Consider the following 12,406-nt stretch of genomic DNA (forward strand, 5'->3'; position numbering starts at 1 on the left):
ATATCCCGAATCCTTTGCTGATACCACGATTGCCACCAGTGTAACAACTGGCAGCGTTACAGACGTAGGGGCGATAATCCTTCACCATTAATAAAGCTTAATATAATTGATTCCGGAGGCCGGCATTTCGCCAGCCTTTCTTATTATTGTCTTCTTTCGGCAATGCATTTGCCGCCCGTCGGGTATTCAAACAATTAAGAACTCTACCTGCCCGCCAAGGCAATACATGTAAAAATTCGACAGATCAATACGGAACCTTTGCCTCGTATCATCAAGCATTCACCTTTTATCATGAAGTGCTTCCATAGTAGGAATCAATTCGTTAATCTTATGATCCATTTACCATTGTGCATAAGATCGCTATGAGAACATATTTACTTGCTATGCTGTGCGCTCTGCCGGGACTTGTATTCGCACAGGAAAAATTAAAATTAACCGGCATTGTTTCCGACAGCAGTAGGCCGCTGGCTCTGGTAACAATTCGACTTTTGCAACAAAACATGCCCGCTCCGTTGCAGGTAACACTATCAAAGGAAGATGGAACCTTCGAGCTTAACAGACCCCGCCCTGGCAATTATATGCTCTCGTTCACGCACACGGGTTTTGGAGAAAGACAAATAAGTATTTCAGTAACTGCCTCTTCAGAAAAAATGCAAATTGACAAAGTAGTATTATCCCGGAAAGACAATACATTAAAAGAAGTGGTAGTAAAATCGCAACGGCCACTTATTGAGCAGGCTGACGACAAAATTATTTTCAATGTGGAAGACGATCCAACCAGTAAAACAGAAACGGCCTTAGATATACTGCGAAGCACGCCTTTCGTAACCGTGGATGGGAATGACAACATTAAAGTGAACGGTCAAACTAATTTTAAAGTATTACTTAATGGCAGGGAAACGTCCATGTTTGCCAATAATGTCCGGGATGCATTAAGAGGTTTTCCGGGCGCTATCATCTCAAAGATAGAAGTGATCACCAATCCATCTGCCAAATACGATGCAGAAGGCATCGGCGGTCTCATCAATATTATTACAAAGAAAAAAGTTGTCGGTTATAACGGAACCATTTCTTCTTTTCAGCGGACAAGCGACAAACTAAGTGATTATAACATCAATGCAAATGCGAAAGTGGGGAAGTTTGGTTTAAGCGTTCTTCTCAGCACAGGTTATTCCAACCCGGTTTCGCAACATAATACCAGCAGCACGATTCCTTTTAACCCGGCCGCTTATACCAGCAGAACGCTGGATGGTAACCAATTGGCGAGTGCAGGCTGGAGCTTCGGCAATGCGGAACTGAATTATGATATTGACACAATGAATACCGTTACTTTGTATACAAATATTGATAGCTGGTCGAGCAAGACTGTTTCAGATCAAACAATCGCTACCGATTTTTCATCGTCTCCATCAATGCTCAGCAATTATTATCTCAATAATAAGAGCAATAATCCGGGGATAAATATTGGAAGCGACTTTATCCGACATTATTCAAAAAGCAAAGACAGGGAATTCAGCCTGAGATTTCTTGGTGAATTTGGCAAAAACGATTCAAAACTAAATAGCTTGCAAGATGGCGGCAACAGCAATCGATACCTCATTAATAACAGCAATGCCATCAATGATCAATACACGCTGCAGGCAGATAATATTATACCATTTACTACAACGAGTAAGCTTGAGGCAGGTGTAAAAGCCATACTGCGCAGGGCCAATTCAAACTTTGAAAGCCTGGTGACGTATGATTCATCATTACCCTATAAAGTAAATCCTGCTAATACTGATTTTTTTAAGTACACGCAGAACGTATTCAGTGCATACGGTACTTATAATTTTAAGATGAAGAAATGGGGTATCCGTGTCGGCACAAGAGTGGAATATACCAGTGTTGATGGAAACTTTGTTACTTCAGGGACCAAAGTAAAAAATGATTATGTTACCGTGTTACCCAATTTGGTATTTACCAACCATTTGAGCCAGGCTGCCACATTGGTATTTAGTTATACTAAAAGGTTACAACGTCCTTATATTTATGACCTCAATCCTTTTGTATTCGACAACGATTCGTTGAATATTTCGTACGGCAATCCTGACCTGGGCCCGCAAACTATTCATGTTTTTTCCACGCAACTGCGGTTATCAAAGGGAAGTACATTTGCGGGAATCATCTGGCAGGGAAGTTATAGCGGTAATAAGATACTGCAATATGCATCCTTTGATCCCGCTACAGGAATCACGCAGACAACCAGCCTGAATATCGGTAAAGAATTTTCATCAAATATTAATGTAAACCTGAGTTCAAAGATTGGCAAACACATAAGCCTTTCCGCAAATGGCTCTGTTCAATACAGTACGGTAAAAAATAATTCCAACCCATCACAGACCAATAGCGGCATTGGCGGAAATCTCTTTTGTAATGTAGTTTACAAGTTCACGAAAAAATTCACTGTCAGCACGCTCATTGGATTCTGGAAAGATCCTCAAACCATTCAAACCACCTACCCCTTTTATCTCTGGACAAATGTTGCATTTAATTACGAAGTGTTGAAAGGGAAATTAAATATTTCTCTCAGGGCAGTAAACTGGTTTGAGAAAACGCATGACTACAAGACCATCACAAAAGACCAAAACTTTTATAACAGCAATGTCACCACCCTCATCAGGCGAGGTGGCGTATTGGCTCTTACCTGGAACTTCGGAAAACTGACTGAAAATGTGTCAAAAAAGAGAGGCATCAATAACGATGATCTCCTAACCAGGCCCGCAGCTCCTTCCGTGGGGAATTAACATTGTGACTTGAAAGAAATAGCCTGGTTTCTAAAAAAGTTAACTTTTTAACATTGAAATAGCCTTTATAGATTTGCCTGAATTGCCTATCGGCCGTGCCGAAACCCGAGACGGCGACACTAACGGGTAGGGTTAAACTAAGGAAAGCAAGGGCGTCACTTTTCAAGAGGCTTGTACATTTCATCTAAGTTAGGCGAAAGGATAATTTCAGTTCCCCACAGTGGCGAGACGAAGTAGTTAACCGGATAATTGGCAGGCATGAAACTTTAACAGTGGGCAATTTCACGCATTGGTTTTTTGATAAGATGACTCAGAAATAATTAAGAGAATTTATTTATAAACATTGCGACCTTCATTTAAGGCAATTTAGAGTTTCAGTGCGGGAATGTTAACCAAAGACCGAGGTATACAAACTTACAGTGAACTGACGAGTGTTTCCAACCAGGCGTTTCCGTTAGGAGCAGGGTGTCAGCAATTAATTTGAAAGAGATTTTATAACTAACGTTATCACGTAAACGAAATATTCCCGGAAGCAGAACTCAAATTAATTTTTTTTCTCCAGTGCATCGATTCGCTTCATTAATACAGCGTTTTGATTTTTTAATTCTTCAATTTGCTGCTGTTGTTCCTGCACGGCTTTTACCAATGGAACAACAAAGTCTGCATAGCGCAGTGCATATAAATCGTTTTCATTTTTTGGCGCATCAATTCCCGAAAAGTCAAAGCCTAATTCTCTTGCTGTCTTTTCTACTTCCTGCGCTACAAAGCCTGTATACCTAACTTGTTCTTTTTCTCTCAACGCTTTAACCTGTACAGCTTTTGCTTCTGCACTTGATTTTTTATCTGCGGAACTATTTTTATGCAAAAATTGATCTATCCCTGTTGCATCAAGGGTATAGGTAACAGGTCTCAGTTCATTAATAAACTTTAAACCAGGAACATCTTCCCTTAAATTGTTCTTAAAGCGGCCATCACTAATATTGCTCCAGTTTGCATAAGCCCTGTAAGAATTTGTTGCAGAATTTCCCATAGTCACCTGGCTGGCCGCAGTGCAAACAGTTGCCTGCCCTATTGCAATTACGTTATAATATCCAATTCCGTTAACATCAGTATTAGCGCCAAGAAATACGTTGTTATATCCGTTATTAAGGGTAGTGCCTGCATTATAACCTAACGCCACATTGTATTCTGAGGCAGTGGTATTACGCAGTGCCTGGTAACCAAAGGCAGTATTGTAACTGTCGTTATTCAGTCGCAGGGCTTCAAAACCAGCTGCTGTATTATAGCTTCCATTATTATTGTAAAGAGCTGCACTTCCGCACGCAGTATTGTAAACTCCCGTTGAATTAGAGTAAAGCGAAGCATAGCCGAAAGCACTATTGTAAATTGCCGATGTATTGGAGTTAAGGGCATTGGTGCCAAATGCTGAGTTTCCGTGGCCATAATCGTTTGCGTAGAGAGCATAGTAACCACTTGCTGTGTTGCTATAGCCGGTAATATTAGAATAAAGAGAATAATACCCAACTGCCGTATTGTAATTGCCTGTAGCGTTATGATTTAACGAGGCTGCTCCGATGGCTGTATTGAAATCTCCCATACTATTAGAATAAAGCGATTGATAGCCGTGAGCTGTGTTGTAACTTCCGGAAGTGTCAGTAAAAAGTGCCTGGTAACCAAAGGCAGAATTTGCCACGCCAAAGGAAGACTTTAAACTTTGATAGCCAAAGTTTGTTTTATAGGGTGAAGTATAATCTATGTATCCAGACTTTTGATTATTGACTTTAATTGTTACCGAATTTGCATCAGTTGTTCCAATATAATTTGTTGTGGGATTTGTGCCGGAATTACCATTCAGCAACCAGCCATTACCGCTGCTTTCAATTTGCGACCATGCGCTACCGTTATGAAACCAAAAACTGCTCGTAGTTGTATCATATACGATTAAACCCTTTGCAGGATTTACGATGGCTGCCCGGCTTGTAGCAGAAGTTCTTGGTATAAGCAGGCCTTTACTACTGGATTTTATTTCAAGCATGGAACTGGCGTCGGGGCTAGTGGTACCAATGCCCACACTTTGGGCAAAGGAAAATCCATAAAATAAAATTAAGGCGATTGAAAGCAGAAAAAACTTTTTCATTGTTGTATGTTTGATGTATGAATTATTAAAACTTAGTTGGCAACCCCGTGGGTTCAGAGAATTAGGTTACGGATCCTGCATTGGTCAGGAATAAAACCGTATAAAAACAGAAGTAAGGAAAGGTATTTCGATAGGTTATTTATCTAACTTAAATATAATATTTAAAACTTACTTTTTAAACTTTTCGTGGACGACGTTTTTCTATGCATACACTTCTCACCTGAAATACGCTAAGGAAAGCCCCGGATATCGGTAGAATGTTTGCCTCATGAGAGCGGCTAACTTAATTTTTACCTAAGGATATTGCCTTTGTCATAACTCAGACGCCTACATGAGCAAATTTCCTTCTCAGCAACATCCCGCCATAGGAGACGTTGCTGAGATGTAGAGCATAAACTCAAAACAACAGCCCTATACTCACCGTTTTTGAAGAGAAAGCCCAGGCGAATCTTTCCTTACCGGATTTAGTTTTTTGTTGTAAATTAATATGAAGTTAGTCTTCTTCACCTACTGTGAATGACTATCTAAAGTTGCAAATAACAATAAAAAACTTAACTCATAATTGATTGCTTTTTATGTTTCAGCGTTCATGCCAGATAACAATATGGCTGATACTTTGCTTTGTTTCATTCAGAGGTATCACACAATCTATTCGCCAATCATTTAGAATTACTAACAGGCTATCGCAGACGCAGTTCCCTCTATCTACGAATTACACAATGCTCAAAGATGCGTTGGGTTTTTTATGGCTCACTTCGCCCGATGGTTTGCTGAAGTTTGACGGATCTTCCTTCGCTGTATTCCGTTCGACGGACAAAAGAAGAACAATTATTGGCAGGGAAACGCTGGGTTTAGTGGAGGATAGCCTACACAATATCTGGATCGGTTCGGATTCCGGATTGAACCGCTATGATATAAGGGCGGATAGTTTTCAAACTTATCCTTTAATTAAACAAAACGTTTCAGGAATTAATTATTTTATTCCCTTTCATGCCGCGAAAGATGAAGTATGGTATATTGATCGCAATGTTGGAATATTGGCGATCAATATTAAATCAGGAAAAAGAAGGATTCTATTTGCCAATGTGCCACCTGTTTTCTATTATCACCGGCTTACGTATACATTTTACGATTCTTCATCTCAGAGTATTTGGTTCGCCGCTGAGGAAGCCGTTCTGCGATTTTGGTTAAAAGATGGCCTGTCTTACACATCATTACCGGGCGATAAAGAAAATTTACTCACAAAGCCGAAAAGATTGCTGGCATTAGTGAATGATACAGCCCGGCATTGCGTATGGTTTGCTGAAAGTGGCCTGTATAAAATAAATCTTTTAAAGAAAAAAATTCAGTCGTGCGGAGTACTCAGTGATTCTTCTTTGCGTGTGAACGCCCTGGCACTTGATAGATATAACCGGCTCTGGGTAGGTACAAGAACTAAGGGAATATTTATTTATGATCCCGAAAAAAAATCACTTCAACACATTTTACATGAGCCCGGTTCCCCCGGCTTGCAATCGAACTCGGTCAGAAGTATTTACTGCGATAAAAATGGTATGGTATGGGCAGGCGCAGGTATTGGACTGGATCAATTGACCGACAATACAGCCATTCGGCATTATGCCGACTATACAGGCACTAGCAATGATTTGACATCAGGCAATGTGACCTCCTTCGCTGAAGGAAGGAATGGACAAATATGGATAGCAACCCTGGACGGAGGCATTAATATTTTTGATCCTTCCCGGGGAACTTTCGGGCACCTGATGAAAAAAGATATTCGTGGTTTACCCAGTGACAGGGTAAGGATGATCTACATTGATTCTATTTCTAATAAGGCCTGGGTTTCCGCTGATTTTGGTCCGGGAGAGTTAGATATCAACACTAAAAAATACAAAAAAATCATTTTCAAAAGTGTTGATAGAAAAGTCATTGATCCCCGCAGTATCTGGTCGCAGAATTGGGAGACTTTGAATGATTCATTATGGATCATGGGTACATGGACGGGTGCGTATATCTACAAAAAAGGAAACGATACGGCTTTTCAACTTCCTTTTCTGCCCGATAGAAACATTCAGTATATCGGCAAAGGAAATAATATTTTCTTTTTTACTTCTTTGGATCTTTTTCCCGAAGCGTATTCTTACATCAATGGTAAATGGGATTACTTGGGAAAATTATTTGGTGATATACCGGTCCTTTGTATAGCCTGGGACAATATTTCTCAATCATGGTTGGTAGGATCCACAAAAGGTTTATACTACATTGATAAAAGTTTAAAAATTCTGCGTCATTATACAATGGATGATGGATTGCCTGATAATACTATTAATGCAATTATCGCAGATAAGAAAGGAATGTTTTGGTTAGGCACCTCAACCGGACTTTGCGTCTTCGACAAGAAAAAAGGATATTTCAATAATGTCGGCGCTGCCTATGGTTTCAGGAATCGATACCACCGCGGGGCTTCTTTTCTTGCTTCAAATGGCGACATATACCTGGGCGGTGGCAATGGATTTGACCGCGTACAGCCTGATCTGGTTAACTATTATTTTCCACCGGCGAAGATTTATTTTAAGTCATTAAGTATTGATAAGAAAAATTTAGACAACAGCATTAACATTAACCAGACGCCGGAAATCTCATTGAAATATTTTCAGAACAGTATTAATATTGAAACGGGTGTGATGGATTTTTATTCTACGGGGAAGAACCCGATTCGTTATAAGTTGAAGGGGTTGGATCATGATTGGCAAAATGCAAACGTCGATTACCATATACATTACGGAAGCCTGGCACCCGATACCTATGAATTCATTATGGAAGCCGCTAACGCCAATAATGAATGGAATGGTCCACAAAAAAAAATAAAATTCGTTATTTCTCCTCCGTTCTGGGAAACATGGTGGTTCCGCATTTTGTTATTCATTTTGGTTTCTGCCGTTCTTTCTGCGATATATAGGTACCGGGTACAGCAATTAAAAAAAATAATCGCGTTAAGAACTAATATTTCCCGCGACCTGCATGATGAAATTGGATCAACGCTCAGCGGTATCAGTATCATCGGGAAAATGGCTAAGCAAAATTTGCAGACAAATAAAACAACAGATGCAGAAAATTTATTGGACAAAATTATTGGGAGTTCAACTGAGATGCTGTCTAAGATGAGCGATATCGTGTGGGCGATCAATCCGGTAAATGACAGTTTTCAACAAATTGTGTCACGTCTTAGAAACAATACACAAGCCACTGCTGCGCCAATGGGTGTAAACTTGAATTTTAAAATTGAAAAAGAGTTGGAACAATACAACCTGGATATGCAACGCAGGAAAAATATTTACCTGATCTGCAAAGAGGCAATTAATAATTCGCTTAAATATTCCCAAAGCAAAAATTTGTCTATTATTTTCACCCATGCAGATCACCAATTTCATATATCAGTACGCGATGATGGAAAGGGCTTCGATTCGAAACTACAATTTGAAGGAAACGGATTAAGGAATATGCAGGCAAGAGCCAAAGAAATTTAAATGCGTCTCTTATTATTACATCTAAAAAAGAAGAAGGAACACTGGTAGAACTTATTATTTAAAATAACCCAATTGGGGGTAGTAATGACTTTCGTTTACTATGAATTTTGTATAGAATAAATCTCATGGACATCCGGGTAGCAATTTTTGAAGACAATAAACTGGTAAGAGAAGCTTTTGAGGCCATTCTGAATGGCACCGATGGGTTCATTTGTACTGGTAGTTTCTCTTCGGCCGATAACCTGCTCTATAATATTAAGAAGAGCAGGCCTGACGTGGTGTTGATGGATATTGAAATGCCGGGCATGAACGGGATTGAAGCGACCGATCTTATCATAAAGAATTACCCCGAAATAAAAGTCCTCATTCAAACAGTATTTGAAGAAGAAGAAAAAATATTTGCTGCTATATGTATGGGCGCTCAAGTAAGGTGTTGCGCATGTTTCAAAGATTTGCGCCTGATGTAAAAAATATATTGCCTGCATCGAAAGAGGCTGAACAACTCAGTAGTCGTGAAAAAGAAATTTTATTACTGATGATGAACGGCCATAGTTTACCAGTGATTGCTGAAAAAATATTTCTCAGCTATGAAACCGTTCGTTCATACGTAAAAAATATTTATAAAAAACTCCATGTGCATTCTAACCGCGAAGCTGTATTAAAAGCTTATAAAGACCGGCTTGTGTAAGCGGAAAGAGTTTGAACTAAATAGGCGGCGGCAGCTCAACATCTCTAATTTATACTTCTTAATTCCTTTTTTCTCTATCAACAATTTTCACCCGAATGAGGGTAATAAGATTGATCGTTAAAAAAATATTTTTGAATTGTTATTAGGCACTCAAAATATTTTTATCATTTTAAAAAATTGTTTATGAAAAAAGAAAATATATTACCCATCCTGGTACTGTTTGTTTTTTCGTTTTCCTGTCAAAAAGAAATCAAAAATCCGGTTCAACAACAAAAACCGAGATTTGCTATGGCGAGAAACGATGAATATAATGGTCATTTAAAACAAACCAATACCTATTCTGCAGATGTAGTTATTGCATGGATTAATATGCAGATCCGGTTAATGTCTACAACACCTGGCCTGAATAATACCCAGCTCGGCCGTATGTATGCTTATAGCGGAATCGCCTTGTATGAAGCAGTAGTAGCTGGTATGCCGGCGTATCAGTCTGTTGCTCCGCAGTTAAACGGGTTATCCGGTTTACCTTCAACACAACCTGGATTTGCTTATCATTGGCCCAGTTCTGCAAATGCTGCTTTAGCTTTCATGAATAAACATATGTTTCCTACCACCAGCGCCGCCAATAAAGCAGCCATTGATTCCCTGGAGAACGCCTTAACTATGGGATACCGTGCAAACACAGATACGGATATCATTAATCGCTCTGTTATGTTTGGAACAGATGTTGCCCAACAGGTTTTTAACTGGTCTGAAAGTGATGGATATTTACATGCAAGTGATCCTTACACTCCGCCGATAGGTGTGGGGCTGTGGGTTCCTACTCCGCCTGCTTTTGCAAAGGCAAGTGTTCCCTATTGGGGAAACCTGCGAACCATAGTGCCCGGCAGTGGTGATAATGCACAACCTGGTGCCCCCATCTCATATTCAACCGACCCTTCATCCGATTTTTATAATATGGTTAAACAAGTGTATGATGTTTCGCTAACACTTACACCGGAACAATCTGCAATGGCTTTATTCTGGAGAGACCAGCCAGGCATTAGTTCTCCGGGTCATTGGGAGAGCATTTTAAAGCAGGTTTTGCAAAAGGAAAATACAACGCTTGATAAAGCTGCGATAGCTTATGAACTTTGTGGTATCGCTTTAAATGATGCTGATATCAGCTGCTGGCAGGCAAAGTATAATTATAATTTAGTTCGTCCAATCACCTACATCAGAACTGTAATAGGGCATCCAACCTGGTCTTCCCTTTTAAATACACCGCCTCATCCGGAATATCCTTCTGCACATGCCATCTTATCATCAGCCACTGCAGATGCTATGACAAACGTTTTTGGTGATAATTACAATATAACTGATCACACGTATGATTATTTGGGCTTTGCGCCAAGATCGTATACTTCTTTTCGTGCGATTGGCGAAGATGCCGGTAATTCAAGAATATTCGCTGGCATACACTATCAGCCGTCTGTTGACACCGGCTTTAATGTGGGAAGAAAGGTGGCACAGAATATTATTAGTAAACTTAAGTTCTTAAAGTAATGAAGTTTGAAACTTAGCTTTGGATAATAAGAGACGAATAAAAGCAGTCTTTGCACCGACGTTGTCAAAATCGTACTGTGCAAAATCCTTTTCAAATATGAAATCGCAACAGCATTAATCGGCTGGTGTTTCAAAAAATTGAAATGGTATTTATAGACTTAAAATTCTCAAGTCCCGAGTTACACTTTTTCGCCGCTACAAACACTCAGGACAGCTCCACTAACGGATATGCTTAAACTAAGAAAATCAGAGGCGTTACTTTTCAAGAAGTTGGTACATCTCCTCAAGGTTAGGTGAAAGGATAATTTCGGTTCTCCTGTTTTTTGCTCTTCCCTCTTTGGTTGCATTGGATGCAACGGGTTCAAAATAACTGTGTCCCGATGAGGTAACACTTTTTGGGTTCACTTTATAATTATTTATAAGAATACGAACTATTGAATTTGCACGGGCCGTACTCAAATCCCAATTGTCCTGGTATTTACCGCGAATAGGAATACTATCCGTATGCCCTTCAATATTAATAGATACATCGGGGTTGAGATTAAGTACCGCAGCAAGCTTAGACAATGCATCCACACCTTTTGGATTTACAACGGCACTGCCTGAAGGGAATAATAAATTCTCAGAAAGACTTACATAAACTTTCCCGTCTTTTTGATATACGGAAAGATCATTGGAATTAAAACCTTTCAAGGCTTCAGTCATCTTATTTTTAAGATTCTCTGACTGTTCTTTTTGTTGTTGCAGTAAATCCTGTAGTTGTTGTAATCTTTGTTGCTGCGCCAGTAAATCTTTTTGACTTTGCGTCAATTTGCTTCGCTGATCAGCAGTTAATTGCCCAAGTTGGGAATTCTGGTTATTCAGATTGGCAATTTTCTGTTCCAGGTCTCCGACACTATCTTTTAAAGCCGAAATATTATTTTGAAGTTCTGTAATATTATTTTGCATATCCACAACCCGGTGGGCCAGGTGTGTACTATCGTCGCGTAAAGAAGCGACGCGTTCCTGCGATTGGGTTAAATACCTTTTTGCCACACAACCAGGCAATAGAAATATTCCTGCTATTATTACAATATATTTTTTCATAGAATTTTTTTTTAATACTAACGAATAACTGTGCCAAATGCTCTTTAACTGGTATAAACATGAAAATTGACTATAAGTCGTGGATTTATCTACATGATGGGGAACCGGCTTTCCAGGGCACGCTTTGCAATTAAATACAGGATAAGCGCATCAGTAGCCCGTCGGGCGATGCGACATTCATACTAATTTGAAGGCTATTGACGATTGAATGTGATGGATTATATATGATCTCGATGGTAAACATTACACTTGCATAGCACTTAGAAATTATCAACTTCAAATGGAAGCACCGCAGGGTGGCTTGCCCAAATCAACCGCATTAGCAGACAATGAAAACAATTTTTACTTAACGGTCATTTACGCAAGAATTGAATTTGTAAAAGATACTTCAGGAAATGTTACGGAGGTAATAGCACATTATATGGGCAAAAATAAAGTATACAAAAAAATTAGGTGATCATTTTTTCGACATAACTTCAAATGTTTTTTCTTGCGTCTGAGTTTGGGTTCGTGTTCCGGATAAATCTTCAATGCCAGGAAGCCGAAGCGGCCGTTGTTAATTTCCTGGTATTATAGACTTGACCTGCGTTTTTATCTTCAAATTTTTCTTTAAAAAAAACTATTTAAGTTGTCCAAT

At 39.4% G+C, this 12,406-nt stretch carries 8 protein-coding genes; 6 read left to right on the plus strand and 2 right to left on the minus strand.

The features are described 5' to 3' along the window. Nucleotides 1-362: 362 nt before the first annotated feature. Nucleotides 363-2,786 carry a TonB-dependent receptor gene (locus tag ACO1O5_RS21635; protein WP_486274001.1) on the plus strand — a complete coding sequence of 808 codons (2,424 nt, stop codon included), beginning with the start codon at nucleotides 363-365 and terminating at the stop codon, nucleotides 2,784-2,786. A gap of 544 nt (nucleotides 2,787-3,330) precedes the next feature. Here ACO1O5_RS21635 and ACO1O5_RS21640 read toward each other — a convergent pair. Further along, on the minus strand, nucleotides 3,331-4,923 hold the full coding sequence (locus ACO1O5_RS21640; RefSeq protein WP_486274003.1) for a tail fiber domain-containing protein: 1,593 nt from the start codon (nucleotides 4,921-4,923) through the stop codon (nucleotides 3,331-3,333). A 575-nt stretch (nucleotides 4,924-5,498) separates the two neighbouring features. Here ACO1O5_RS21640 and ACO1O5_RS21645 point away from each other — a divergent pair. From ACO1O5_RS21645 to ACO1O5_RS21660, 4 genes are all read left to right on the plus strand, one after another. Continuing rightward, nucleotides 5,499-8,450 (plus strand): ligand-binding sensor domain-containing protein, encoded by a 2,952-nt coding sequence (locus ACO1O5_RS21645; protein ID WP_486274005.1) that lies wholly within the window; start codon nucleotides 5,499-5,501, stop codon nucleotides 8,448-8,450. 125 nt (nucleotides 8,451-8,575) lie between these two features. Beyond that, a complete protein-coding gene (locus tag ACO1O5_RS21650) occupies nucleotides 8,576-8,917 on the plus strand; it encodes a response regulator (protein WP_486274007.1) in 342 nt (113 codons plus the stop codon). Continuing rightward, entirely contained in the window at nucleotides 8,890-9,138 is a 249-nt protein-coding gene (locus tag ACO1O5_RS21655; RefSeq protein WP_486274009.1) for a response regulator transcription factor, read from the plus strand. The genes ACO1O5_RS21650 and ACO1O5_RS21655 overlap by 28 nt, the downstream gene beginning before the upstream one ends. A 183-nt stretch (nucleotides 9,139-9,321) precedes the next feature. Further along, on the plus strand, nucleotides 9,322-10,683 hold the full coding sequence (locus ACO1O5_RS21660; RefSeq protein WP_486274011.1) for a vanadium-dependent haloperoxidase: 1,362 nt from the start codon (nucleotides 9,322-9,324) through the stop codon (nucleotides 10,681-10,683). 255 nt (nucleotides 10,684-10,938) lie between these two features. Here ACO1O5_RS21660 and ACO1O5_RS21665 read toward each other — a convergent pair whose 3' ends face one another. After that, nucleotides 10,939-11,769, minus strand: coding sequence for an OmpA/MotB family protein (locus ACO1O5_RS21665; protein ID WP_486274012.1), 831 nt, complete (start codon nucleotides 11,767-11,769; stop codon nucleotides 10,939-10,941). 280 nt (nucleotides 11,770-12,049) lie between these two features. Between ACO1O5_RS21665 and ACO1O5_RS21670 the strand changes: the two genes are divergently transcribed. After that, nucleotides 12,050-12,226, plus strand: a complete 177-nt coding sequence (locus ACO1O5_RS21670; protein ID WP_486274014.1) for a hypothetical protein — start codon at nucleotides 12,050-12,052, stop codon at nucleotides 12,224-12,226. Nucleotides 12,227-12,406 lie beyond the last annotated feature (180 nt).

The organism is Ginsengibacter sp. (genome assembly GCF_057362405.1).

Coding starts and splice junctions, on each gene's coding strand:
- ACO1O5_RS21650 (WP_486274007.1), top strand. CDS start 8,576: ATGGACATCCGGGTAGCAATTTTTGAAGACAATAAACTGGTAAGAGAA.
- ACO1O5_RS21670 (WP_486274014.1), top strand. CDS start 12,050: ATGGAAGCACCGCAGGGTGGCTTGCCCAAATCAACCGCATTAGCAGAC.
- ACO1O5_RS21640 (WP_486274003.1), bottom strand. CDS start 4,923: ATGAAAAAGTTTTTTCTGCTTTCAATCGCCTTAATTTTATTTTATGGA.
- ACO1O5_RS21660 (WP_486274011.1), top strand. CDS start 9,322: ATGAAAAAAGAAAATATATTACCCATCCTGGTACTGTTTGTTTTTTCG.
- ACO1O5_RS21655 (WP_486274009.1), top strand. CDS start 8,890: ATGTTTCAAAGATTTGCGCCTGATGTAAAAAATATATTGCCTGCATCG.
- ACO1O5_RS21645 (WP_486274005.1), top strand. CDS start 5,499: ATGTTTCAGCGTTCATGCCAGATAACAATATGGCTGATACTTTGCTTT.
- ACO1O5_RS21665 (WP_486274012.1), bottom strand. CDS start 11,769: ATGAAAAAATATATTGTAATAATAGCAGGAATATTTCTATTGCCTGGT.
- ACO1O5_RS21635 (WP_486274001.1), top strand. CDS start 363: ATGAGAACATATTTACTTGCTATGCTGTGCGCTCTGCCGGGACTTGTA.